Origin of the sequence: Duganella fentianensis (assembly GCF_009857835.1) — a bacterium.
Lineage (GTDB): Bacteria > Pseudomonadota > Gammaproteobacteria > Burkholderiales > Burkholderiaceae_D > Rugamonas > Rugamonas fentianensis.
Window position 1 is genome coordinate 32,596 of record NZ_WWCL01000001.1, and the last position, 26,010, is coordinate 58,605.

Annotated in this window: 18 protein-coding genes; 14 read left to right on the forward strand and 4 right to left on the reverse strand. The window is 61.9% G+C overall.

Features of this window, described 5'->3' with window-relative positions; translation table 11 throughout:
- The first annotated feature begins 38 nt into the window (after positions 1–38).
- The 3 genes from secD to GTP23_RS00155 all read left to right on the forward strand — a co-directional run bounded on the left by secD (position 39) and on the right by GTP23_RS00155 (position 3,714).
- On the forward strand, positions 39–1,901 hold the full coding sequence (gene secD / locus GTP23_RS00145; RefSeq protein ID WP_155436605.1) for a protein translocase subunit SecD: 1,863 nt from the start codon (positions 39–41) through the stop codon (positions 1,899–1,901).
- Positions 1,902–1,926: 25 nt separating this feature from the next.
- Positions 1,927–2,949, forward strand: coding sequence for a protein translocase subunit SecF (secF, locus tag GTP23_RS00150; RefSeq protein WP_155436604.1), 1,023 nt, complete (start codon positions 1,927–1,929; stop codon positions 2,947–2,949).
- Positions 2,950–3,018: 69 nt separating this feature from the next.
- Complete coding sequence (locus tag GTP23_RS00155) at positions 3,019–3,714, forward strand: helix-turn-helix transcriptional regulator (protein ID WP_202411855.1); 696 nt, start codon at positions 3,019–3,021, stop codon at positions 3,712–3,714.
- Positions 3,715–3,718: 4 nt separating this feature from the next.
- Here the strand turns inward: GTP23_RS00155 and GTP23_RS00160 are convergent, their stop codons facing one another.
- Together GTP23_RS00160 and GTP23_RS00165 are read right to left on the reverse strand one after the other, a co-directional pair.
- Positions 3,719–4,000, reverse strand: a complete 282-nt coding sequence (locus tag GTP23_RS00160) for a hypothetical protein (RefSeq protein WP_155436603.1) — start codon at positions 3,998–4,000, stop codon at positions 3,719–3,721.
- Positions 3,997–4,470 (reverse strand): MarR family winged helix-turn-helix transcriptional regulator, encoded by a 474-nt coding sequence (locus tag GTP23_RS00165; protein WP_155436602.1) that lies wholly within the window; start codon positions 4,468–4,470, stop codon positions 3,997–3,999. The genes GTP23_RS00160 and GTP23_RS00165 overlap by 4 nt, the downstream gene beginning before the upstream one ends.
- Positions 4,471–4,548: 78 nt before the next feature.
- Between GTP23_RS00165 and GTP23_RS00170 the strand changes: the two genes are divergently transcribed.
- A complete protein-coding gene (locus tag GTP23_RS00170; protein WP_161033361.1) occupies positions 4,549–5,463 on the forward strand; it encodes a DMT family transporter in 915 nt (304 codons plus the stop codon).
- A gap of 11 nt (positions 5,464–5,474) precedes the next feature.
- Positions 5,475–6,419 (forward strand): GlxA family transcriptional regulator, encoded by a 945-nt coding sequence (locus GTP23_RS00175; RefSeq protein ID WP_161033362.1) that lies wholly within the window; start codon positions 5,475–5,477, stop codon positions 6,417–6,419.
- A 12-nt stretch (positions 6,420–6,431) separates the two neighbouring features.
- Here GTP23_RS00175 and GTP23_RS00180 read toward each other — a convergent pair whose 3' ends face one another.
- On the reverse strand, positions 6,432–8,429 hold the full coding sequence (locus GTP23_RS00180) for a serine hydrolase domain-containing protein (RefSeq protein ID WP_229255871.1): 1,998 nt from the start codon (positions 8,427–8,429) through the stop codon (positions 6,432–6,434).
- 193 nt (positions 8,430–8,622) lie between these two features.
- Between GTP23_RS00180 and astC the strand changes: the two genes are divergently transcribed.
- From astC to GTP23_RS00215, 7 genes are all read left to right on the forward strand, one after another.
- The gene (gene astC, locus GTP23_RS00185) at positions 8,623–9,870 is read left to right on the forward strand and encodes an acetylornithine/succinylornithine family transaminase (protein ID WP_161033363.1); all 1,248 of its coding nucleotides are present in this window, start codon (positions 8,623–8,625) and stop codon (positions 9,868–9,870) included.
- Positions 9,871–9,979: 109 nt separating this feature from the next.
- Positions 9,980–11,017: an arginine N-succinyltransferase gene (locus tag GTP23_RS00190; protein ID WP_161033364.1), complete on the forward strand. Its 1,038-nt coding sequence runs from the start codon at positions 9,980–9,982 to the stop codon at positions 11,015–11,017.
- A 12-nt stretch (positions 11,018–11,029) separates the two neighbouring features.
- Entirely contained in the window at positions 11,030–12,088 is a 1,059-nt protein-coding gene (gene astA, locus GTP23_RS00195) for an arginine N-succinyltransferase (RefSeq protein ID WP_161033365.1), read from the forward strand.
- 1 nt (position 12,089) lies between these two features.
- Complete coding sequence (gene astD, locus GTP23_RS00200) at positions 12,090–13,553, forward strand: succinylglutamate-semialdehyde dehydrogenase (RefSeq protein ID WP_371866850.1); 1,464 nt, start codon at positions 12,090–12,092, stop codon at positions 13,551–13,553.
- Positions 13,554–13,562: 9 nt separating this feature from the next.
- A complete protein-coding gene (gene astB, locus GTP23_RS00205) occupies positions 13,563–14,900 on the forward strand; it encodes an N-succinylarginine dihydrolase (protein ID WP_161033367.1) in 1,338 nt (445 codons plus the stop codon).
- Between the two features lie 142 nt (positions 14,901–15,042).
- Positions 15,043–19,746: an NAD-glutamate dehydrogenase domain-containing protein gene (locus GTP23_RS00210; protein WP_161033368.1), complete on the forward strand. Its 4,704-nt coding sequence runs from the start codon at positions 15,043–15,045 to the stop codon at positions 19,744–19,746.
- A gap of 16 nt (positions 19,747–19,762) precedes the next feature.
- Positions 19,763–20,806 carry a succinylglutamate desuccinylase gene (locus tag GTP23_RS00215; RefSeq protein ID WP_161033369.1) on the forward strand — a complete coding sequence of 348 codons (1,044 nt, stop codon included), beginning with the start codon at positions 19,763–19,765 and terminating at the stop codon, positions 20,804–20,806.
- A 24-nt stretch (positions 20,807–20,830) separates the two neighbouring features.
- Here the strand turns inward: GTP23_RS00215 and GTP23_RS00220 are convergent, their stop codons facing one another.
- Positions 20,831–21,790, reverse strand: a complete 960-nt coding sequence (locus GTP23_RS00220; RefSeq protein ID WP_161033370.1) for a LysR family transcriptional regulator — start codon at positions 21,788–21,790, stop codon at positions 20,831–20,833.
- Positions 21,791–21,899: 109 nt separating this feature from the next.
- Here GTP23_RS00220 and GTP23_RS00225 point away from each other — a divergent pair, with 109 nt between their 5' ends.
- Both GTP23_RS00225 and GTP23_RS00230 read left to right on the forward strand, forming a co-directional pair.
- Positions 21,900–23,438 carry a class I adenylate-forming enzyme family protein gene (locus tag GTP23_RS00225; protein ID WP_161033371.1) on the forward strand — a complete coding sequence of 513 codons (1,539 nt, stop codon included), beginning with the start codon at positions 21,900–21,902 and terminating at the stop codon, positions 23,436–23,438.
- Positions 23,439–23,601: 163 nt separating this feature from the next.
- Entirely contained in the window at positions 23,602–25,989 is a 2,388-nt protein-coding gene (locus GTP23_RS00230) for a TonB-dependent receptor (protein WP_161033372.1), read from the forward strand.
- Positions 25,990–26,010: the final 21 nt, after the last annotated feature.

Here is a 26,010-nt window from a genome sequence, read left to right on the forward strand (position 1 = left end):
CCGTGTTGCATCCAACGCCACACTACAACGTTGAAATTATGAATCGCTATCCTCTCTGGAAATACATACTGATCCTCGCGGCCGTGCTGCTGGGCGCACTGTTCACGGCGCCCAACTATTTCGGCCAGTCGCCTGCGGTTCAAGTGACGAGTGGTAAATCCACCGTCAAGATGACGGCCGATATGGTGGCCAAGGTGGACGATGTGCTGAAAGCAGCCAACATCGCCAACAACGGCATCGCCTTCGATGGCAGCGGCACCTACGCTTCCGTGCGCGCCCGCTTTGCCGACCCTGATATCCAGTTCCGCGCCAAGGCCGTGCTGGAAAAAGGTCTGAATGCCGATCCGGCCGACCCGACCTATCTGGTGGCACTGAATCTGCAATCGGACACCCCTAAATGGATGCAATCGCTGCACGCCCTGCCGATGTACCTCGGTCTGGACCTGCGCGGCGGTGTGCACTTCCTGATGCAGGTGGATACCAAGGCCGTGCTGAACAAGCGCGTGCAGGGTATTCAGGCTGCGGCGCGTAGCCAGCTGCGCGACAAGAATGTGCGTCACGCCGGTATCGACCGCGTGGGCGACAACATCGAAATCCGCTTCCGCGACGATGCCACCCGCCAGAAAGCCAAGGACGTACTGGCCAGCCAGCTGGGCGACCTGTCGTTCGTTGATAGCGGCGAAGGCGATGCGCTGAAAACCGTGGTGAGCCTGAAACCGGCTGCCCTCAAGCAGACCATCGATGATGGCGTGAAGCAGAATATCTCCACCCTGTCGAAACGGGTGAACGAACTGGGTGTGGCCGAGCCGGTCATCCAGCAGCAAGGCCCTGATCGTATCGTGGTGCAGCTGCCGGGCGTGCAGGACGTGGCCCGTGCGCGTGCCGTGATCGGCCGTACCGCCACGCTGGAAGTGCGCATGGTGGATAACTCCATCACCCCGGGCACCGAACTGTCGTCGGCGGTTCCGTTCAACTCCGAGCTGTTCACCGTGGGCCGCAACGTGCCTGTGGTACTGAGCAAGGACGTGGTCATCACTGGTGATTACATCTCCAGCGCGATCGCCAGCTTCGACCAGAACCAGCAGGCAGCTGTCAGCATCACCCTGAACGGTGATGGTGGCCGCAAGATGCGTGACCTGACCCGCGACAACGTGGGCAAGCGCATGGCCATCGTGCTGTTTGAAAAAGGCAAGCCGGAAGTGCTGTCGGTCGCCACCATCCAGAGCGAATTCGGTAGCAGCTTCCAGATCACCGGTATGGGCAACGCCGAGAACTCGGCCGAGCTGGCGCTGCTGCTGCGCTCCGGCGCGCTGTCGGCACCGATGGAAGTGATCGAAGAACGTACCATCGGCCCTGCGCTGGGTGCGGAAAACATCGCCAAAGGTATGCACTCGACCATCTACGGCTTTGCCGCGATTGCCGTGTTCATGCTGGTCTACTACATGATGTTCGGCTTCTTCAGCGTGCTGGCGCTGGGCGTCAACCTGCTGCTGCTGGTGGCGCTGCTGTCGCTGATGCAGGCTACCCTGACGCTGCCAGGCATGGCCGCAATTGCGCTGGCGCTGGGTATGGCGATTGACTCCAACGTGCTGATTAACGAGCGTGTGCGGGAAGAACTGCGTGCCGGCGCTTCGCCGCAGGCAGCCATTTCGGCCGGCTTCGAGCGCGCATGGGCCACCATTATCGACTCTAACGTGACCACCCTGATCGTTGGTCTGGCACTGTGGGCCTTCGGTTCCGGTCCCGTGCGCGGCTTCGCCGTGGTACACACGCTGGGTATTCTGACCTCGATGTTCTCCGCCGTGTTTGTGTCGCGCGGTGTGGTCAACCTGTGGTACGGCCGCAAGAAGAAGCTGCAAGCTATCGCCATCGGTACCGTCTGGGTACCGGATCAGAAATAGTCAGAAATAAACAGGGACTGTAAACATGGAATTTTTCCGCATTAAAAAAGACATCCCGTTCATGCGCCACGCGCTGGTGTTCAACGTCATTTCGGCGTTGACCTTCGTGGCGGCCGTGTTCTTCCTGCTGCATAAGGGATTGCACCTGTCGGTGGAATTCACCGGCGGTACGGTGATGGAACTGCGCTACCAGCAGGCGGCGAATCTGGAACGGATACGCGGCACGCTGGAAAAGATCGGCTACGAACAGCCGGAAGCGACCAGCTTCGGCACTGCGCATGACGTGATGCTGCGTCTGCCGGTGGTGAAGAACGTCACGCCGAAAGACGCTTCGGCACAGGTGTTCGACGCACTGTGCAAAGCCGAAAGCGGCAGCCTGAAAGACATCGACACGGTCACCGCCAAGGGCGAGCACGTGGTCAAGCAGAGCTGCGCCGATGCGGCCGGCGCCGAAGCGGTGTCGCTGCAGAAGGTGGAGTTCGTTGGTCCGCAGGTGGGCGACGAGCTGACCGAGAATGGCCTGAAAGCACTGGCCGCCGTGGTGGTGGGTGTGATGATCTATCTGGCCATCCGCTTCGAGTGGAAGTTTGCGGTTGCTGCGATTATCGCTAACTTGCACGACGTGGTGATCATTCTGGGCTTCTTCGCCTTCTTCCAGTGGGAATTCTCGCTGACCGTGCTGGCCGGTGTGCTGGCGGTGCTCGGTTACTCGGTGAATGAATCGGTGGTTATTTTCGACCGGATTCGCGAGAACTTCCGCAAGCAGCGTAAAGCTTCGGTGCATGAAGTGATCGACAATGCGATCACCTCGACCATCTCGCGTACCATCATCACCCACGGCTGTACCCAGATGATGGTGCTGTCGATGCTGTTCCTGGGCGGCCCAACGCTGCACTTCTTCGCCATGGCGCTGACCATCGGTATCTGCTTCGGTATCTACTCGTCCGTGTTCGTGGCTGCTGCCGTGGCCATGTGGCTGGGCGTGAAGCGTGAAGACCTGATCAAGCCGGTCAAGGAAAAAGACGAGACTGACGGCGCCGTGGTTTAAGCGCTAACGGTTGCAACGATCCCCCGCTGAGCGCGCAGTTCATCGGGGGATTTTTTATTCGGGGTCCGTATGAGTCGTAGTGGGCGTTTGTTTGTGCTGATGGATGCGCTGCGCGGTTACCGCCATCCCGTGACGGCGGCGCGGCTGGCCGAGCAGCTGGGGGTGTCCGAGCGGACTATCTATCGTGATATCAAGACGCTGGGTGATCTGGGTGCGCCGCTGGAAGGCGAGGCCGGCATCGGCTACCGGCTCAAGGCGGGCAGCTTTCTGCCGCCGCTGATGTTCAATGTGGATGAAATCGAAGCGCTGGTGCTGGGTGCGCGCTGGGTCCGGCGGCAGGGTGATGCGGGGCTGGCTGCTGCGGCCCAGAGTGCGCTGGCACGCATCGCTGCCGCCACGCCGAAAGACTTGCGCGACGATATGGCCGAGACCAGCCTCTGGGTGCCCATCGGCGACGACGCCAGCGCCGTCAGCGATGCGCATGTGCAGCCCGTGCGCGAGGCGATCCGCTACCAGCAGCGGCTGCAGCTGTCTTACTGTGATGAACAGGGGCGGGCGACCGAACGCATGGTGTGGCCGTTTGCGCTGGCCTTCTTCGAAGGCAAGCGCCTGCTAGCCGCATGGTGCGAGATGCGTTCCGCCTACCGGCATTTCCGCATCGACCGCATCAGCGCCGTGCAGACGCTGGCAGAGCGCTATCCCGTGCGGCGCGGCGTGCTGCTGAAAAGCTGGCGCGCCGAGCTGGGGATACGCGAGGAGTCGTAAGAAATTACTCTTCGCTGAAGATGGCGTCGTAGCCATCCTGCGGATCGTCGTAGTCTTTGAGTTCGTCGATCAGATCCAGTTCGCCCAGTTCTTCTACTGCGTTCATGAAGCTGTTCGGTTTGGTGGCGCCGATCAGGCGGTAGATTTCGCCATCTTCATTGCGCACGCCGATCAGCAGTTTTTCCATGCGTACTTCGTCTTCCGTTGCCTGATTCAGCAGCAGGTTGCCGATGATGTGTTTGTCGAATTTGGCGGGCTTCACGCCGGCGATCAATGTCGTTTTCAAAAGTTTTCCTTGGTTGAGTCAGGGGTGGACGGGCATTCCTGCAAACTGGTCGTGATGGCGGCCTTGAGCGTGCTCAGGCTGGCTTCGAGCGCGCGGAAATCTTCCTCGCTGTAGTGGGCAAAAGCTTTACCGCTCTGCTGCACCACCTGCGGGAAGGCGCAGGCAAAGGTACGCTCGCCTTCTGCCGTCAGGCGCACGAAGAAAGAGCGCTTGTCGCAATCGCTGCGCTGGCGCTCCACCAGCCCTTTCTGCTCCAGCCGTTCGATCACACCCGTCAGCGTGCCCTTGGTTATCAGAGTCTTTTCTCCGAGTTCCTTGTAAGACATGCCGGCGGTGTTGCCCAGTGTGGCGATGATGTCGAACTGGGCATGTGTCAGACCACTCTGGCGTACATAACAGCCAGAGAGGCGTTCATAGCCCTGCATACATTCGGCCAGTAGCCGGATGCTCTTCAAGAATCGTTCACCCATAGGCCATGATTATAGCCGCATCGCCAACTGAAACGCTGCAGCGTACAATGTTGGCTCCGCTCTTTTGGATTGCCAGAAATGTCACAACACTTGCGAGGCATTAGCGCTTTACTCATCGTTACCCTGGTCTGGGGCACGACTTTCCCTGCAATGAAAGACATGACGGGCTATCTGTCGGCCAGCTGGATCGTGCTGTGCCGCTTCGCGCTGGCCAGCCTGCTGCTGTTGCCGTTTCTGTGGCGCGCACACTTGCGTGACCTCGGCTGGGGGGCTGTGGCCGGTGTGGTGTTGTTTCTGTGCTACGTGTTCCAGATCGAAGGGCTGGCTCTGACCAGTTCCAACCGCAATGCTTTCGTGACGGGCCTGAACGTGATGGTGCCACCCCTGCTGGGCGTGCTGATGGGCGCGAAGCTGGAGCGCCGCATCATGCTGGCACTCGCGCTGGCACTGGCCGGCCTGTTTGCGCTGTGCTGGGAGGGCAGTTTTACCTGGGGCCGCGGCGATACGCTGGCGCTGCTGTGCGCGCTGTTCTTCGGGATCTACGTCAAGCTGATGGAAACCACCACCCGCAAGGTCGAGCGCCTGATGACGCTGACGGCGGCGCAGATCGTTACCGTGGCGCTGTGCGCGGCGCTCTGGCTGCTGATCCGCGAAGTACCGCTAGGCAGTGCCGAGCGCGCCGAAGAATTACCGAACTACATAGCCTACATCAGCACCGGCCTGCATACCTATGGCTGGAATCTGCTGTATCTGGGCACGGTGGCTACGGCTGCCATCATTTCGCTGCAGACCTGGGGTCAGAGCCACAGCAGCGCCAACGAGGCCGCCGTGATCTATGCTTTCGAGCCGGGCTGCGCTGCCATCTTTGCCTACTTCTGGCTCGGTGAAACGCTGGCGTGGAATGGCCTGCTGGGCGCCGGCCTGCTGATTTCCGGCATGATCGTCAGCCAGTGGAGCACGGAACGTCCTGCTGCCGCGCTGGCACCGGAGTAAACTAGCCGCCCATGTCTTTCGAAGCTCTCGCCCCTCTGGCGCAACAGCGCCCCCTGCGCATACTGCTGGTGAATGCAGGGGAGGCGGACGCCATCAGCTGGGCCGGGCTGGTGCAGCCGCTGCGCCTTGCGGCGGCCGCGCTGGGGCGCGAGGTGCTGCATCTGGAAACCATGTCGCCCACACAGGTGGTGCTGGCCCAGCCGGGCTGGCATATCGCGCTGCTGGTGGCCGACGAGCAGCAGGCACCGCTGGCACCGGAACTGATACGCGCCGTGATCGAGCGCTGCCGCTCGGCCGATTACTGGGGCGGCGTCGGCGCGGGCGTGCTGTGGCTGGCGGCCGCCGGTGCCATGGCCGGCGTGCGCATTGCCCTGCCATGGTCGCTGTATGCGGAGACGGAAAGCTTTAGCGAGCGCGCCGTGCTCACGCCGAATCTGTTTGCACTCGATGGCCGTCACCTGAGTTGCTGCGGCGGGGCGGCCAGTATCGATTTTTCGCTGACCCTGATCGAAGCCCTGTTTGGCGCTACCGTGCAGGCCAGCATCAAGGAAAGCCTGTGCGTGGAACGCGTGCGCGGCCATGACGAGCGCCAGCGCGTGGCCCTGCAGGCCCGCTTCGGCGCCTTGCAGCCGCGCCTGTCCGAAGCCGTGACGCTGATGGAAACCAATCTGGAAGAACCGCTGTCTACCGACGATATCGCCAATCTGGTGGGGCTGTCGCGCCGTCAGCTCGAGCGCCTGTTCAAGCAGTATCTGGGCAGCCTGCCGTCGCGCTACTATCTGGAACTGCGGCTGCAGCGGGCGCGCCAGTTGCTGCTGGAAACTAATCATTCCATCGTGCAGGTGGGGCTGATGTGTGGCTTCTCTTCCGGCTCGCACTTTTCCACGGCGTTTGGCGCCCTGTTCGGCAATACCCCGCGCGAGGAGCGCCAGCGCAAACTGGCGCCCCCGGCCTAGGGACTGGAAGGGCTATTTCTGTTCGACGAAGAAATAGTCATGCTGGCCATCGTGCGTGACCAGTGCCCGCCTGCCTTGGTGCTGCGTCACGGTGAACTCGAACGGGTCAGGTGCAAAGCCCTGATCGAGCGTGAGGTAGGTCAGCGTACCATCGGCGTTCTTGCGTGAGGCCATGCCGGACTGCCATTCGCCGAAATCGAAGATCAGCTCTTTGCCCTGATGGCGCACCTTCAGTTCGCCCAGCTCCTTGCTGTGATAGCGCCGTGCCAGCCGGCTGGCATCCTGCGCGGGCAGGATATAGCTCTGGTAGTTCTTGCTGAATTCGGCCTTCTCGGCAGCCACGCGGGTACGCAGATTCTTCATGGCCGTTTCTTCACCGTCATACACCAGTTCCAGCAAGCGCCGCTGGAAAGCGCCCAGCAGTACGCGGCCCTGTTCCGAATTGGTCAGCAGCACCGCGCCTATGCCGGCATCAGGCAGCAGATACCAGTCGCTCTTGTAGCCGAACAGGCTGCCGCCATGGTGGACCACATCCACGCCCATGCTGCTATCGACGGACAGGCCCATGCCGTAGAAGGTCTGGTTGCCGGTGCTGACCTGCGGCTGGCGCCGCATCAGCAGATTTTCGGCCGATACCAGCTGCCGGCCGTCCGGCAGCTTGCCCTGATTGGCTTCCAGCTGCACATAGCGGATCAGGTCGTGGGCCGAAGTCCAGACGCCTCCGGCCGGACGGTGGGGCACGACGGCGTAATTGAGCGTCATCGGCAGCTCGGCCACCTTGTTATGGCGATCCAGCCCGTGCGGGCGCGCGTAGTTGCCATGCTGGCCGCGTGCCATATCGAAGGTGGAGTCCTGCATGCCGAGCGGATCGAAGATGCGCTTCTGCATGGCTTTGTCGTAGGCCGCACCGAGCGGCAGCTCGGGGTAGACCAGATGGCCGCCGATATAGCCGGCGGCAGAGGCCATCAGATTGTTGTACTGGAAAACCTCGCCGAAGCCGCTGGTCGGGCTATTGCTGGACAATAGTTTTAGCGAAGTATCCGGTGTGGCATTGCGGTACTCGAAGATCCATTCGAAATCCTGCCGTGGCAGGCCGGTGCAAGCACATACCAGATGACGTATTTCCACCTTGGCACTGACGTCCGCACTGCCTAACTGGAAGCCGGGGAAGACTTGCTGCACGGGCTGGTTCCAGCGCAGCCTGCCTTCGTCGACCAGCGTCGACAGCAGCAGCGTGCTCATACCCTTGGTGTTGGAGGCCGCCAGAAAGCGCGTGTGGGCATCGACGGGCTGGCGCTGGCCCAGCTTGCGCACGCCGACGCCGCCTTCATACACCACCTGATTCTGGTCCAGTATGGCGAAGCCGGCGCCCGGTATGCCGATCAGTTCCATGGCTTCTTCGAGGAAGCTGCGCAGCTTGGCGATGCGTGCCGCATCCATGTGCTGTGGCTTGCGGCCAGCAAAGCTTTCTTTCTGATAGGCCAGGGGAGCAGCACTGCGCACCATCTGGTTCAGGGCGGCGCCCCGTTTGGCGATGGTGGCATCGCTGCCATCGATCAGGGCGATAGTCCAGCTAGTGCCTTTTTGCAGGGCAAAGGCGGCCAGTGTTTTCTGTTCGTTGGGGGACGTTTCATAATCCACGTTGAAAGCACTGTCCCAGCCGCCATTGGCCGGCGCGGGCGTGCTGAGTTTGATGGCTCGGGCAAAACCGGGCTGGTAGCTGGCCCAGACGGTGCGCAGAGCGCTCTCCAGGTCCGGCGCCTGTAAATCCATGATGGCCAGATGGGTATCGCCTTCGGGCGCATCGATGATCAGCAGATCGGCAGTGCGCCGCACGATCCAGTTGCGCGCGCCCTGCAGGCGGGTGCCAGCGCGCGTGGCCAGCAGCTGATCATTTTCCAGCTTGCCAGCCCAGCTGGCATCCGGGTCGTCGGCGGCATACAGGGCGGGGGCAGGGAGGGAGCAGGCAGTGGCCAGCAACAGCAAACACAGCGTACGCTTGGAAAGCATAGGGGTCTCCTGTAAATAGTGGGGAGGTGCGGCTGGACGATGCTGGCAGTTAATGTATACATTGTCAACTTTTATCCTGTTGGGTAAAAGTGAAAATCCTTGTCGCCATTAGAAAAGAGTTTTAGCATTCCGCTTTTTATAATGGGTCCACGCGGTGCTGTGCCGCACTGACCCAACATTGATAGGGAATGCCATGAACGCCAAGCTAGATTCAACCATCGCCAACCGTCCTGTAACACGTCAAACTTTTGACGAAGTTCTGGTGCCGACCTATGCACCAGCAGCGATGGTGCCAGTACGAGGCGCTGGCCTGGATCTGTGGGACCAGAATGGCAAGCACTATCTGGACTTCACTTCCGGCATCGCCGTGGCCGCACTGGGCCACTGCCACCCTGCCGTGGTGGACACCCTGACCCGTCAGGCCAACACCCTGTGGCATCTGGGCAATGGCTACACCAACGAGCCTGTGCTGCGTCTGGCCAAGGCGCTGACCGAAGCCACCTTCGCTGACCGCGTATTCTTCTGCAACTCCGGCGCGGAAGCCAACGAAGCCGCTTTCAAGCTGGCGCGTAAGTACGCCCACACCAAGTTCGGCCCGCACAAATCGCGCATCGTATCGTGCCTGCAATCGTTCCACGGCCGTACCCTGTTCACCGTGTCGGTGGGCGGCCAGCCTAAGTACACCGAAGGCTTCGAGCCACTGCCTCCTTCGATCGACCACATCGTGTTCAACGATATCGAAAGCGCCCGCGCTGCCATTGGCGATGACGTCTGCGCCGTGGTGGTCGAGCCGCTGCAAGGCGAAGGCGGCGTGATGCCGGCCGATCCGGCCTTCCTGAAAGAACTGCGCGAGCTGTGCAACAAGACCGGCGCGCTGCTGATCTTCGACGAAGTGCAGTGCGGCATGGGCCGTACCGGTGATCTGTACCACTACATGACCTACGGCATCACTCCGGACATCCTGACCTCGGCCAAAGCGCTGGGCAATGGCTACCCGATAGGCGCCATGCTGACCACCAGCGAACTGGCACAGGCACTGAGCGTGGGCACCCACGGCACCACCTACGGCGGCAACCCGCTGGCCACCAGCGTGGCGCTGACCGTGCTGGAAATCGTCAACCAGCCAGCTTTCCTGGCCCGCGTGAAAGAAGCTAGCGCCAAGCTGCGTTCGACCATGGAAAAACTGGTGGCCGACTATTCGCAGGTGTTCGGTCAGGTACGTGGCGCCGGCCTGCTGCTGGGTCTGGTGGTGACGGATGCGTGGAAAGGCCGCTCGAAAGACATCCAGCGCGCTGCCGAAGCGAATGGCCTGATGGTGCTGATCGCCGGCATGGACGTGCTGCGTCTGGCACCAGCACTGATCGTCAGCGACGAGCAGATCGCCGAAGCGGATCGTATCCTGCGCCTGTCGCTGGATCAAATGATCAAAGCTGCAGCCTGATAGGCAGCAGGTAGTAACGGCGGACTGGTTCCGCCGTCTTTCATTTAGGCCCGGCACCCTGTTGCCGGGCTAGTTCGTATTGCACTGTGCACCACACGAAGGAGTCCACATGTATGTAGTTCGTCCGGTCGAGCTGACGGATATTGCCGCCCTTGAAGCGCTGGCGGCGGTGAGCATGCCGGGTGTGCACACCTTGCCGAAGACGCGCGAGAAAATCGTCGCCATGGTGGAGCGCTCCATCGCTTCGTTTGCCGCCCACGTCGATATCCCCAGCGAGGAAGCCTATCTGCTGGTGCTGGAAGCACCGGGCGAGCCGGGCATCGTGGGCACGGCGGCCATCTTCGCGGCGGCAGGTTCCAACGGCACCTATTTCTCGTTCCGTAATGACGTGATCCAGCAGGTGTCGCGCGATCTGAACATCAGCCACAGCGTGCATGCGCTGACGCTGTGCTCCGAGCTGACCGGCTATTCGCAGCTATCGAGCTTCTACGTGGGCGAGCGCGAACACGGTACGGCCGAAGCGGCGCTGCTGTCGCGCGCGCGGCTGATGTTTGCCGTGCTGGCGCCGCACCGCTTCTCGGACCGCTTCTTCGTGCCGCTGGCCGGCGTGACCGATAGCACGGGCGGTTCGCCGTTCTGGGATGCGCTGGGCCGCAAATTCTTCAAGATGGACTTCCTCGATGCCGAGCGGGTGATAGGCGGTGCACGTAACCGCACGCTGATCGTCGAACTGATGCCGCACTATCCAGTCTATGTACCGCTGCTGCCCGGCGATGCGCAGGCCGCCATGGGGCAGATCCATCCGTCCGGCGAACTGGCCTTCAACCTGCTGACGGCAGAGGGCTTCGAAGCGGACGACTACATCGATATCTTTGACGGCGGGCCTATCCTGCAGGCGCACAAGAATTCGCTGCGTACCTTCAGCGGTGCCTTGCAGCGGCGCGTGGCGCTGGCCGACGAAGCGCCGGACCGTGGCCGCGAGCCGCAAGTGCGCTATGCCGTGGCGGCTGCCGCCGAACATCAATTCCGTGCAGTGGTGACCCACTGTGCGGCGCTGGAATCGCAAGTCAACGTGGCGCTGTCGGCCGATGTGCAGGAAGCCCTGCGCGTGACCGAAGGCGATACCGTGATCTGTGTCCGTATCTAAGGTGGAACCACTATGCTAGTTGTACGCGCTATTACTGCTAACGATCTCGATGCCCTGTATGTCATGGCGACGCAGGTTGGCAGCGGCATGACCACCCTCAAGCCCGACATGAAGATGATGAGCGACCGTCTGGCCGTGGCTGTGGCCTCGTTCGCGGAAACCATCGCGCCGGAAAAGCGCGACTACATGTTCGTGATGGAAGACACCGACAACGGCCGCATCGCCGGCGTGTGCGCCATCAAGGGTGCGGTGGGTCTGACGGAACCGTTCTATAACTACCGCATCGGCACGCTGGTGCATTCGAGCCGCGAGATCGATGTGTTCACGCGCATGGAAACCCTGTACCTGTCGAACGATCTGACGGGTAGCACGGAACTGTGCTCGCTGTTCCTGCATCCGGACTACCGCACCGGCAATAACGGCAAGCTGCTGTCCAAGTGCCGCTTCCTGTTCATCGCCCAGTTCCCGCACCTGTTCACGGAAAAGCTGATCGCGGAAATGCGCGGCTATCAGGAGGAGAGTGGCCGTTCGCCGTTCTACGAAGGTCTGGGCCGCCACTTCTTCAAGATGGAGTTCGATCACGTCGATGCGCTGACCGCCGTGGGCAAGAAGTCCTTCATCGCCGAACTGATGCCGCGCCAGCCTATGTACGTTGACTATCTGCCGCAGGATGCGCAGGATGTGATCGGCAAAGTGCACACTTCGACCGCGCCGGCACGCCGCCTGCTGGAGCAGGAAGGCCTGTACTTCGAAGGCTATGTGGACATTTTCGATGCCGGCCCTGTGCTGCAGGCCCGCGTATCGGAACTGCGCGCCATGCGCGAAAGTATGCTGGCCGAAATCGGCCCCGTGATGGCAGGCGAAATCGCCTGTGCGCCGCATGCCGATGCCAGCGATCCTATGCTGATCTCGAACACCAACCTGAGCGACTTCCGCATGATCCTGTCGCAGACGGCACCCGTCAACGGCGCTATCGCGCTGCCCGAAGACGAACAAAAAATCCTGCATTGCCAACCCGGCGATAGCGTGCGTACCCTGACACTCAATCCGAGGAAGAATCCCCATGTCTAATGTGCTGAGCAATTTCATCAACGGCGTCTGGAGCGCCGGTAGCGGTGCCGAACTGATTACCATCGATCCATCGAATGGCAAGCAGACCTGGGCCAGCCGCGAATCGACTGCACAGGATGTGGAACAGGCTTGCGCCGCTGCGCGTGCCGCGTTCGAGTCGTGGGCGCTGACGCCGCTGGAAGAACGCATTGCCGTTTGCACCCGTTTCCGCGATCTGCTCAAGCAGGAAGCTGAAGCGCTGGCGCTGCTGATCGCCGAAGAAGTGGGCAAGCCTATGTGGGAAGCCCGCACCGAAGTGACCACCATGGCTAACAAGATCGATATCTCGGTGCAGTCGTATGGCGCGCGTACCGGCGAAACCCATGCCAAAGTGGCCGATGGCGAAGCGGTACTGCGCCACCGTCCGCACGGCGTGTTCGGCGTGTTCGGTCCGTACAACTTCCCCGGCCACCTGCCGAACGGCCATATCGTGCCTGCCCTGATCGCCGGTAACACGGTGGTGTTCAAGCCGAGCGAATATGCGCCGCGCACTGCCGTGAAAACCGTGCAGCTGTGGGAGCAGGCTGGCGTGCCGAAAGGCGTGATCAATCTGGTCAATGGTGCGCGCGATACGGGCGTGGCACTGGGCCAGAATACCCATCTGGATGGCGTGCTGTTCACCGGTAGCTGCCAGACCGGAAGCGCGCTGCACAAGCAGTTCGGCGGCCAGCCGGGCAAGATGCTGGCGCTGGAAATGGGCGGTAACAATCCGCTGGTGGTGTGGGACGTTAAAGACATCGATGCAGCTGTGTTCATGGCGATTTCGTCGGCCTTTATTTCGGCTGGCCAGCGCTGCACCTGCGCGCGCCGCCTGATCGTGCGTGCCGGCACCGAAGGCGATGCCATCGTTGCCCGTCTGGTCGATGTGGCCAGCCGCCTGACGATCGGCGCTTCGGCCGCCGAACCGGCACCGTTCATGGGCCCTGTGGTGTCGGCTGCCGTGGCCAAACGTCTGGTGCAGGCACAGGCCGACATGATCGCCAAGGGCGGTGTGAGCCTGCTGCAGATGCGTCAACTGGACGAGAACACCGGCTTTGTGTCGGCTGGTATCGTCGATGTGACCAACGCGCAGGGCATCCCTGACGAAGAATGGTTTGGCCCGCTGCTGCAGGTGATCCGCGTGGCCGATTTCGACGCCGCCATGAAGGCTGCCAATGCCACCGAATTCGGTCTGGCGGCGGCGCTGATCTCCAACGACGAACAGCTGTGGAAGACCTTCCAGGTACGTGCCCGCGCCGGCATCGTCAACTGGAACCGTCCGACCACGGGTGCTGCCAGCAGCGCGCCGTTCGGCGGTGTGGGCAAATCGGGCAACCATCGTCCTAGCGCCTACTACGCAGCCGACTACTGTGCCTATCCGGTCGCTTCGATCGAAAACAATGTACTGGAAATGCCGGCCAAGCTGTCGCCCGGCATGCACTTCTAAGGAGCGGCCATGAGCGCACGCGAATTCAATTTTGACGGTCTGGTAGGGCCATCGCATAACTATGCCGGTCTGTCGTTCGGCAACGTGGCTTCGTTCAGCAACGTCAAGAGCGCTTCCAACCCCAAGCTGGCGGCTTTGCAAGGGCTGGCGAAAATGCGTGCGCTGGCCCAGCGCGGTTTTGGTCAGGCGCTGCTGCCGCCGCAGGACCGGCCTAACTTCCGTCTGCTGCGCAGCGTCGGCTTTACCGGCACGGATGCCGAAGTGCTGTCGCGCGCCGCCAAGGAAGCGCCGGTGCTGCTGGCCTGTGCCTATTCCGCTTCGCCCATGTGGACGGCCAATGCGGCCACCGTCAGCCCGTCGGCCGATACGGCTGATGGCCGCACCCATTTCACGCCGGCCAATCTGAATAACAAGCTGCACCGCGCTCACGAACATAGCCAGTCGGCCCGTGCGCTGCGTGCCATCTTCAAGGACGAGCAGCACTTTGCCGTGCACGATGCCTTGCCCGGCACGCCGGCGTTCGGCGATGAAGGCGCGGCCAACCACACCCGTTTGTGCAGCGCACACGGTGCCTCTGCGGTGGAGCTGTTTGTGTATGGCCGCTCGGAATTCGATGTGGCGATGCCTGCGCCGAAAAAATACCCGGCCCGCCAGACGCTGGAAGCGTCGCAGGCGGTAGCCCGTCTGCACGGCCTGTCCGCTGGCCGTACGGTCTACATCCAGCAGAATCCCGATGTGATCGATCAGGGTGTGTTTCATAACGACGTGATCGCCGTCGGCAACGCCAATGTGCTGTTCTATCACGAGCAGGCGTTTGCCGACACGGCCAACAGTCTGGAGCAGCTGCGTCAGGCCATGGATGGTGTGGGCGCCAAACTGAATGCCATCCGCGTCGATACGGCGCAGGTGTCGGTGGCCGATGCTGTGGCCAGCTACCTGTTCAACAGCCAGTTGCTGAGCAAGGACAACGGCAAGATGGCGCTGGTGATTCCGCACGAATGTCAGGAAAACGCCGCCGTTGCCGCCTATCTGCAAGGACTGGTGGCCAGTGGCGACGCCGTCGATGAACTGATCCACTTCGATCTGCGCCAGTCGATGCGCAATGGTGGTGGTCCGGCCTGTCTGCGTCTGCGCGTGGCGCTGACGGATGCGGAGGCGGCTGCTATGCATCAAGGCGTAGTGATGACGGAGACCCTGTACCACACGCTGGTGGCGTGGGTGGAGAAGCATTACCGCGACCGTCTGGAACCGGCCGATCTGGCCGATCCGGCACTGGCGATCGAGGTCCACACGGCACTGGAAGAACTGAGCCGCATCCTCGGTTTGCCCGGGCTGTATGATTTGTAAGACAGGGTATTGTCCCTGTCTGACATTTGACGCCTATTTGGTGTTTAATGAGGCTAGGTTTTTAATTCAACCACGGCCGCGCAGCCACAAGCCGGCGCGGTCCTGCAAGCAAAAATACTCATAACGTATTGGAGAAGCAACAATGAAACAAATGTCACAAGACCTGCGTGCACAGACTCTGGAACTGGTAAATGCCCGCCAGCCTGCTGCCGGCAGCAGCCACGTCGTTGCGCTGATCAGCGCCTGGCTCGGTGCACTGGACGATGAAGATCTGGCTGGCACTGCGCCTGCCAGTCTGGCTCCGGTATTGTGGGATGGTTTCACGCAGGCTTCCCAGCGTCGCGGCAGCGCTGCGCAGATTGCCCGCCTGCGCTACGACGATGGCCGCGGCGGCATGGCGACCGCGCTGCTGATCCTGAATGACGACATGCCGTATCTGGTCGATTCGATCGTAATGGCAGCGCGCAAACTGCGCGTGGGCGTGAATGCGGTGCTGAACGGCGTGCTGGCCGTGGGCCGCAATGCCGATGGCGCGGTGACGGCAGTCGGCCAGAGCGGCGACAAGCTGGAATCGTATGTACTGTGCTTGCTGGCGGAAGACCTGCCGGATGCGGAACTGGGCATGCTGGTCGAGCGTCTGGAAATGGTGTCGCGCGATGCTGCTGTGGTGCGCCGCGATACGGCCGCCATGCTGGCCCACTTCGAGCGCATCGGCGCCGAGGCGGCTGCGCATAGCGAAGAAGGCAAGGAAGTCGCTGCCTTCCTCGACTGGGCCCGCACCGAAGGCTTCGAGCCGTTCGGCTACGCCTACTATCAGGTGAAAGCCGGTGTGCGCGAACTGGAACGCGATATCCCTAGCCGCATCGGTGTGCTGCAGGATACTTCGCATCCTGTCTACGGCACCTGTCTGGCAAATATTCCGGGCGACTTCGACACGCTGTCGAAACGCGCCAACGCGCTGTCCATCGTCAAGGCCGACGTGGAAGGCACACTGCACCGCGAACAGCAGCTGGACTTCATCGGTGTGCGCCACACGGATGCGCAAGGCGCGATTCTGGGCGAATACTGCTTCGTCGGCCTGTTCACCCGCGCCGCTACCGCCACCCCGCTGAACCGTCTGCCGTTCGCCCGTGGCCGTGTAGCCAAGGTGCTGAGCATCGCCGGTGTGCGTCAGGAAGGTTTCCGCGCCGAGAAATTCATCGAGATTCTGGAATCGCTGCCGCGTACCGAAGCGCTGGAAGCGGAAACCGAATGGCTGGCCGAAGTGTGCGGCGCCGTGGTGTCGCTGTACAAGCAGCCCCGTACCAAAGTGTTTGCCCGCCGCGACGTGTACGCACGCCACCTGAACGTGCTGGTGTATCTGCCGCGCGAGCGCTACAGCGCCAGTGTGGCTTCGGCGCTGGCCAAGGCACTGCAGGCCAGTTCCGGCGCCAGCCATGTCAGCTCGCAGACGCTGGTGGCCGATGGCCCGCTGGCCCGCGTGTATCTGATCGCTCACGCTGCCCGCTATCCGCTCGATCTGGAAAGCGATATCCAGCAACCGCTGCTGTCCGTGCTGGACGGCTGGCATGACCAGTTCTCGGCACAGGCCGACGCGGTGGCCGACGTGGCGCTGCGCGCCAGCCTGCGCCGCATGTGCGCTACGCTGCCGGTCGATTATGTGGCGACTACCACGCCGCAGGCAGCCTTCCTCGATCTGGGCGTGATCCTGCGCCGCAGCGATATGAACCGCGTCAACGTGCGCGTGCAGATCGCCGCCAGCGGCACCACCATCCGCCTGTATTCGGTGGAACGCGTACCCGCCCTGTCGGCGATACTGCCGGCACTGCATAACGCCGGTGTGCTGGTGGACCGTGAACAGACCCATGCGCTGCGCGTGGATGGCCAGCGCCACTACGTCACCAGTCTGGCGGTCGATGCTGCCAGCGCCGAAGCGCTGGCACACGACGGCATCGTCGGCGTGACGGAAGAACTGCTGGCTGCACTGCTGAACAACGAAGCCGAAGATGGCCGCCTGAATGGTCTGGTGGTGCTCGGTGGCCTGAGCGTGCGCCACATCCAGCTGGTGCGTGCCTACATGAGCTACTGGCGCCAGACCGGCAGCCGTTTCTCGGTTCGCTACATTGCTGAAACCCTGCGCAAGCAGCCGGTGGTGGTCAAGCAGCTGGTGGACGCCTTCCTGCAGCGCTTTAACCCGGCCAATGACGAAGCGACCCGCGCTGCGGCACTGGAAGCACTGGCCGCCATCAAGAGCCGTCTGCCAGCGATTAACCACGCCGACAGCGAAGAAGTGCTGGGCGCTATGGCCGATCTGATGGGCGCCACCGTGCGTACCAACTACTTCCAGAACAGCCAGCAGGGCGACAAGATCATCTTCAAATTCGATACCAGCAATCTGGCGCTGGTGCCGGAGCCACGTCCGTTCCGCGAAATCTTCGTGTTCTCGCGCCGCTTCGAAGGCGTGCACCTGCGCGGCGGCCCTGTGGCTCGTGGCGGTCTGCGCTGGTCCGACCGGATGGAAGACTACCGCACCGAGGTGCTGGGTCTGGTGAAAGCGCAGATGGTGAAGAACGCTGTGATCGTGCCCGCTGGTGCCAAGGGTGGTTTCGTCTGCAAGCAGATGCCGAAAGACGCTGTGCGTGAAACCATCGCGGCAGAAGGCGAAGCCGTCTACCGTCTGTTCATCGCCAGCCTGCTGGAAGTGACCGACAACCGCCTGCTGGGCAAGATTGTTCCGCCAGCCGATACCGTCTGCTATGACGGCAACGACCCGTATCTGGTGGTGGCGGCCGACAAAGGCACGGCGACCTTCTCCGACATCGCCAACGGCATCGCCGTGCAGCGCGGCTTCTGGCTCGGTGACGCATTCGCTTCGGGCGGCTCGAACGGTTACGACCACAAGAAAATGGGTATCACCGCCAAGGGCGCATTCGAGGCTGTGAAGCGCCACTTCTACGAAATGGATCACGATATCCACGCCGAGCCAGTCACCATGGTGGGTGTGGGCGATATGTCGGGTGACGTGTTCGGTAACGGCGCGCTGCTGTCGCGCAAACTGAAAATCGTGGCAGCCTTCGATCACCGCCACATCTTCCTCGATCCGAATCCGGACATGGAAAAATCGTTCAACGAACGTGCCCGCATGTTTGCGCTGCCACGCTCGTCGTGGGAAGACTACAGCAAGGATCTGATCTCGGCTGGCGGCGGCGTGTATCCACGTAGCGCCCGTTCGATCGAACTGTCGCCGGAAATCCGCGCCGTACTGGATATCGAAGAAAGCGCGCTGGCACCGGAAGAACTGATGCATCGCATCCTCAAAGCGCCGGTCGATCTGTTCTACAACGGCGGTATCGGTACCTACATCAAGGCTTCTACTGAAACCCACGCACAGGTGAAAGACCGGGCCAACGACAACATCCGCGTCGATGGTAATCAGCTGCGCTGCAAAGTGGTGACGGAAGGCGGCAACCTCGGTGCCACGCAGGCTGGCCGTATCGAGTTTGCACTGACGGGTGGCCGCATCTTCACCGATGCGATCGATAACTCGGCCGGTGTGGATTGCTCCGACCACGAAGTGAATGCGAAGATGTGGCTGGACGTGGAGATGAATGCGGGCCAGCTCAGCGAAGCTGACCGTAACCGCGTGCTGAACGACATGACGGCCGATATCGAACGTCTGGTACTGCGCGATAACACGCTGCAGACCCAGTTGCTGGTGCGCGAAGCCCAGGCACAGGGCGACGCCGGCGTACAGGATGGCTATGCTGCCCTGATCGCCAGTCTGGAAGAAGAGGGCGCGCTGTCGCGTGAACTGGAACAGCTGCCATCGGTCGCCGAACTGGCACGCCGCAAGGCTGACGGCCGCGGCCTGACCACGCCGGAACTGGCGGTGGTGATTGCCAACGTGAAGAACCGCTACAAACGCATCCTGTCGGCGCTGCCGCTGACGGATCTGGGCTGGGCCGAATCCGTGCTCACGCCTTACTTCCCTGATCTGCTGGTCGCTACCCGCTCTGCGCTGGCGCACCCGCTGGCCAATGCGATTCTGGCGACCGTGCTGGCCAACGAATCGGTCAACCGCTGCGGTCCGCTGATGCTGCGTCAGGTCGCCGCCGAACATGGCGTGAGCGAGTCCGATGTGATACTGGCATGGGGTCAGGCATGGTCGGCGCTGAATCTGGCGCCAGTGTTCAACACGCTGGATGCCGATGCGCTGAAGATTCCGCGCGCCGTCTCCATCAAGGTCGATGGCCGCACCCGTGTGCTGCAGAAAGCCGTGATCGAAGGCGTGCTGGCCGTGCCAGCCGACCAGCTGCGTGCCGGTGTGGCGGAACTGAGCAAGCTGTTCGCCCAGCCGGAAACGCTGGCCAAGATCGGTGCGGCCGAGGGTTCGGACTATGCTGAAGCTACGGCTGGTCTGCGTGCCGAATTCGTGCAGGCATGGCAGGCGGTGGATGGTATCGAGGCCATCGCTGCCTTCGTGTTTGCTGCGCTGGCCGTGAAACGTCCGCAAGGCATGGACTTGCCAGCCTTTGTGCAGGTGGGCATGGCGCTGCGTGCACAGGTGGGCATCGATACGCTGGAACGCGGCCTCAAGCTGCCAGCACTGAACCGCTCGCAGGAACAGCTGCGCAGCTACGCACAGAACGCGCTGCGTCGTACCCAGCAGCGTTTGCTGGCACAGGTGCTCAAGCATGCCGATAGCAGCCATAGCCCGGCCGAAGCGGTCGAGCTGGTGGTGAATGCGCTGGACCTGTCCGGCTTCGCGCTGGCCAGCGATCTGGAACAGGCCATGCTGGATGTGTGGGCGCTGTCGGAAGCGACGGCCACCCCGCTGGCAGCTTAAGGCTAAGGCAGGTGCAATGAGTCAGATCAGTACTGCACTGCCAGCAGCAGTGCGCGCCCTCGCTGAGGCGGATTTCAGCGTGGTCGCGCAGCGTTTCACTGCTGCCGGATATGCCGTCGGCCAGCCGGCGGACGGCATCCTCACCATCCAGCGCGCTGCAGATACTGCGGCCAGTGTTTCATCCGGCGGCTCCGCCTCTGCGCCGCGCCCTGCCGTGGTGCTGTCGGTGGGCGTGCATGGCGACGAGACGGGGCCTATCGAAGTGCTGGCCTATCTGCTCGATCAGCTATCGCTCGATGTGGCGGATCAGCCGGCTGCGCTGGCAGTCGATCTGATGCTGTGCGTGGGGAATATCGATGCCATCCGCGCCGGTAAGCGCTTTATCGATGCGGACTTGAACCGCATGTTCCGCACCGAGCGCGGTACGCTGGCCGGAACCGCCGAAGCGGCGCGTGCCGATGTGATGGTGGCCGCGACCAGTGAGTTTTTCCAGAATGCTGGTCCCGTGCGCTGGCACCTCGATCTGCACACGGCCATCCGTCCTTCCGTGTATCCGGCGTTTGCCATCGTACCGGAACTGATCGCCGATCAGCCGCGCCAGCAACTGCTGCACTGGCTGGGCCATGCCGGTGTGGGCGCTGTCATCATGAATCCGGCGTCGGTGGGTACGTATAGCTACTACTCGGCCGAATACCATCAGGCTGCTGGTACGACTATCGAACTGGGACGTATCGGCACGCTGGGTAACAACGACATCGGCCAGTTCGCCGATGCTTCGGCCGCGCTCGATGCGCTGCTGCGCGGTGTGGCGCCAGCCACGCAGGCACGCCAGCCGCATATCTTTGCCACGGCGCGCCAGATCATCAAACTGAGCGACAACTTCCGCATGGCTTTTGGGCGCGAGACGCATAACTTTACGGCCATGCGTCAGGGCGAAGAGATTGCGCGCGATGGCGACACCGTCTACACGGTGCAGTATCCGGAAGAGCTGGTGGTGTTCCCGAATCCCGATGTGCGGGTGGGTTTACGCGCCGGCCTGATGGTACACCGGATAGGCTAGCAAGCTAGCACCGGCCGGTGCTGGCTAGACGTTGATGGCCACCGGCTCCATGCGTGGCTCTATCATCTGCTGGGTGTAGTGCGACGGCAGGAATAGCTGGTCCTTCTGGCTTTCCACCGTGGCACGCAACCAGTCCCACACGGTACGTACGCGCTTCTGGCCATACAGGTCGGACGGTGCGACCAGCCATAAGGTGCGGTGGGCATACACGATATCGGGCAGCACCGGCAACAGATCCGGATATTTGCGCGCTGCATACGGCGGCGCCATCACCAGCCCTATGCCGGCATTGGCTGCTTCGCACTGGGCCAGCATGCCGGTGGCGCAGAAGCGCCGCTTAGGCACGATGCCGATTTCATCCAGATAGTTCAAACCTGTGCTCATCAGCTGCGTCTGCACGTAGTCGATGAACAGGTGTTCGGCCAGATCTTCCTTGCGCGTGATGGGCGCGAACTTGGCCAGATAGCTGCGCGAGCCGAACAGGTAGTAGCGGAAGCAGCTCAGGCGTGTGACCATGTAGCGCCCCGTTTCCGGTGCGTCCAGCGTGATGCTGAGGTCTGCCTCGCGGTTGGCCAGATTGGCGAAGCGCGGCAGCAGCAGCAGATCGAGATGCAGTTCGGGATTGACGGTCACCAGCTCCTGCACGCGCGGCGCCACCAGCACGGAGCCCAGTAGTTCGGGCGATCCTAGCCGCACCACGCCGCGTGCACCCTGCATTTTGCCGGCCAGCTGTTCGAGCGCGGACATGGCCGCCGTTTCCATCAGTTCCGCATGGGGTACCAGTGCGCGGCCCTGCTCGGTGAGTTCATAGCCTTCGCGCCGGTGGTCGAACAGCGGCGTACCGAATTCGTGTTCCAGCCGCTGTATGCGGCGCGCCACGGTGGTGTGGTCGACCGCGAGCCGGCGCGCAGCGCCCGTCAGGGTGCCGGCACGGGCCAGCTCCAGAAAGTAGCGCAGGTCAGTCCACTCGGGCAGTTTATTCATGCGATTGATTGTGCAACAACGCACAACGGGTTGGCAAGAATTCCCGTTTCCGCCGTGGTTTCTTGTCTCTAAAATCCGCACACATTGAATTCCCGACCTTGAGGATGTTATGGATGCCTTGTGTATTGCCGGCCTGCTTGCGCACCACGCGCGCTATCAGCCCGAGGCAGTGGCGGTGGTATTTGGCGAACAGCGCCTGAGCTGGCGCGAGTTCGCAGCGCGTTGCGGCCAGCTGGCGCAGGCCATGGCGCAAGCCGGCGTGCAGCCGGGCGACCGTGTGGCCACGGTGCTGGGCAACTGCCTGGAACTGCTGACCATCTACTGGGCCTGTGCCGATCTCGGTGCAGTGGCCGTGCCGCTGTCGCCGCTGCTGCAATGCAGCGGCCTGCAATCGCTGCTGCAGGATGCAGCGCCCAAGATCGTATTTGCCAGCGAAGCGACCCAGGCCGACGTGAGCGCGGCGATCGCGGCGCTGAGCATGCCGGTGCAGCTGGTGTGCGTTGCAGCAGTGCCGGCCGCGCACAGTTATGCGGGCTTTGTTGCGGGTTGCGCAGCCATGCAGCAGCGTCCGCACTTCACGCCCGAACATCCGTGCAACATCATGTACACCAGCGGCACCACGGGGCAGCCGAAAGGCATACTGCTCACGCATCGCGTGCGGGCCCACTATGCGGCGCTGATGGCCAGCATCTTCCGGTTGACGCCGGAATCGGTGGTGCTGCACACGGGCGCCATCGTCTTCAATGGCGCCTACGTGATGATGATGCCGGCCTTTGCGCAGGGCGCGCGCTATGTGCTGCATGGCGCTTTCGATGCGCGTGCTTTCGTGGCGACGGTGGCACGCGAAAAAGTCACCCACACCATGCTGGTGCCTTCGCAGATCGCTGCGATTCTCGATCTGCCCGATCTCGATCCCGTTCAACTGCTTTCATTGCAGGTGGTGCTGTCGCTCGGTGCGCCGTTGCCGCTGGCGCGCAAGCAGGCGCTCGAGTCTTTGCTGCCGGGGCGGCTGCATGAGCTGTACGGATTGACGGAAGGTTTCATCACCGTACTCGATAGGCGCGACACGGCGCGCAAACTGGGCTCGGTAGGCGTGCCGCCGCCGTTCTTCGAATTGCGCATCGTGCGCGAGGATGGCAGCGAAGCGGAGGTGGGCGAGATCGGCGAGATAGCAGGGCGCGGGCCGCTGCTGATGTCCGGCTACTACGGCCAGCCCGAACTGACGGCGCAGACCATACGCGATGGCTGGCTGTACTCGGGCGATATCGGCCGCATCGATGAGGAAGGCTATCTGTATCTGGTCGATCGCAAGAAGGACATGATCGATAGCGGCGGTGTGAAAGTCTATCCGCGCGACATAGAAGAAGTGATTGCGACCCACCCTGATGTGGCCGAGGTGGTGGTGTTCGGTGTGCCCGATGAGAAGTGGGGCGAGACGCCGTTCGCTGTGGTGCAAATGAAACAGACCTTCGGCAAAGTCTGCACCCCCGAGCAATTACGCGACTGGATTAATGTGCGCGTTGCCGCACGGTATCAACGAGTCAGCGCTGTTGCGCTGGTCAGCAGTTTTCCCCGTAACGCCGCAGGAAAAATTTTGAAACGCGAACTGCGCGCACCGTACTGGGAAGGCCGTGAGCGGGCAATCTAATAAATTGCGCTAATACGCCACGGCAACGTCGGAGGGAGCTGTGCATTTCTGCACACATGCCGTGCATGGCTTCATCTTTATCTATGTTGTCATAACGGGCACACTTCAGCGCAATGCCCGACATGGTGCATATAAATACTAAAAAATAACTGGAGGAGATGCTATGCGTTTTTCGAAACAAGGCACGCTGGTGCTGCGTCGTTCCGTTGCAATGATGGTGGCCGCTTCGGCCATTTCCGGTCTGGCTGCCGGTCAGGCTTTTGCTGCAGCTGCTGCTTCTGCTGATGCCGCCGCAGCGGACGTGGCCGCCGATGCTGCCGCCGCACCTGTTGCGAACGAACCGGACAAGGTTATCGTTACGGCCCGTCGTCGCGCCGAGCTGATACAGGATGTGCCGGGTTCGGTCACGGCCATCTCCGGTACGGCACTGGAAAAATCCGGCATCCCCGACCTCACCGGCCTCGCTGATGCGCTGCCGAACACCACGCTGAAAACTTCGCGCGCTACCAACACCACGCTGACCGCCTTCATCCGCGGTATCGGCCAGCAGGATCCGGTAGCCGGTTACGAACAAGGCGTGGGCATCTACCTCGACGACGTGTATCTGGCCCGCCCTCAAGGTGCGCTGACCGATATCTACGATCTGGACCGCATCGAAGTGCTGCGTGGCCCGCAGGGTACGCTGTACGGCCGTAACACCATAGGCGGCGCCGTGAAGTATGTCACGCGCCGTCTGGCCAAAGGCAATACGCTGGATATGAAAGGCACCATCGGCAGCTACAACCAGCGCGATCTGGTGGTGAAAGCCAGCGGCGAATTGTCCGACATGCTGCGCGTGGGTGGTACCGTGGCCACCTTCAATCGCGACGGCTACGGCAAGAACGTGCTGAATGGTCTCGACAACTACAACAAGAAAGTGGTGGCTGGCCGCGTCAGCGCCGAGCTGACGCCATCGGCTTCGCTGTTCGTGCGCCTGTCGGCAGACCGCACGGTGGACGATTCGCTGCCCAAGCAGGGCTACCGTCTGACCAACGGCCCGGCGCCAGCCAATGAAACCCCGCTGTCCGGTCCTTACGATACCCGCGCCAATCTGTACACGGTGCTGGGCCACGACCAGCAGGTAACTACCGAAGGCGGCAGCCTGCTGGTGGACTACGCCATCGATCCTACGCTGTCGTTCAAATCGATCACGGCTTACCGCAGCAGCAAATCGTATGCACCGATCGACTTCGATTCGCTGAATACGCCGCTGTTCGAGGCGCCAGCCATCTATACCGACCGTCAGGCCAGCCAGGAATTCCAGCTCACCTACACCGGCTCGCGCTGGCAGGGTGTGGCAGGTGTGTTCTACATGAAGACCAACGCCTTCAATGAATTCGACGTGCTGTACAACGCTGCCGGTGGCCTGTCGCTGTACACCCGCGACGATATCGATAGTAAAACCTGGGCAGCGTTTGCCGATGCCAGCTACAACGTCAGCGATGATTTCAACATCAACATCGGTGGCCGCTACACCAGCGACGAGCGTCAGGCCGCCATCTACAAGCGCACCTATCTGGGCCTGAAAGGTTCGCCTACGCTGGGCAACCCTGCTGCAGTGGGTGGGGCAGCCAATACGGATCTGGGCAAGAATGATCTGAACCGCACCGATACCAAGTTCACTCCCAAACTGGGTCTGGGCTGGAAGATCGACCGTCAGAACAATATGTATGCATCCTACTCGGTGGGCTTCAAGGGCGGCATGTTCGATCCGCGTATGGATCTGACAGCATCGGGTGGTCCTAACACGGCTGCTTCGCTGCAGAAGCGTCAGGGCGTGGCACCGGAAGAAGTCAACTCCTACGAAATGGGGCTGAAGTCCAACCTGAATGGTGGCCGTCTGCAGACCAACGTGGCGGTGTTCTATAGCGACTATAAGAACGTGCAGATTCCCGGCTCGATTCCGACCTTCGCCGCAGACGGTAGCGTGAACGGCTTCGCCGGTACGCTGACCAATGCCGGTAAGGCCAAGATCACCGGTCTGGAACTGGAAGCGATTGCCCGTGTGACCGACCAGTTCACCGTGAGCGCCATGTTCAGCGCTATCGATGCCAAGTACAAGGAATGGATGGTCGCCAACGGCAAGACGCTGGCCAACGTGGCCGATCAGGCCGAGTTCCAGAATACGCCCAAGACTTCGGCTAACCTGAGCGCTACCTACGACTGGCCGTTCGCAGCCTTCGGCCGTGCCGGTACGCTGTCGCTGAATAACACCGTGTCCTACAAGAGCAAGGTGTATCAGAGCGAAATGGTGCGCATGACCGGCATCGCTTCGATCGACGCGACCGTGCCGCAGAACCTGATGCTGGCACAGGAAGGCTTCGGCCTGTGGGATGCCGGTCTGGTATGGACCAGCAGCGACCGCAAACTGCAACTGGCGCTGAATGGCCGCAACCTGCTGGATAAGCGCTACAAGGTGGCTGGCTATGCCTTCGGTGGCTTCTTCAATACCGTGACTACCTTCTACGGTGATCCACGCACCGTCAAAGCTTCGCTGTCGGTGAAGTTCTAAGCAAGGGGCGGCGCACGGCGC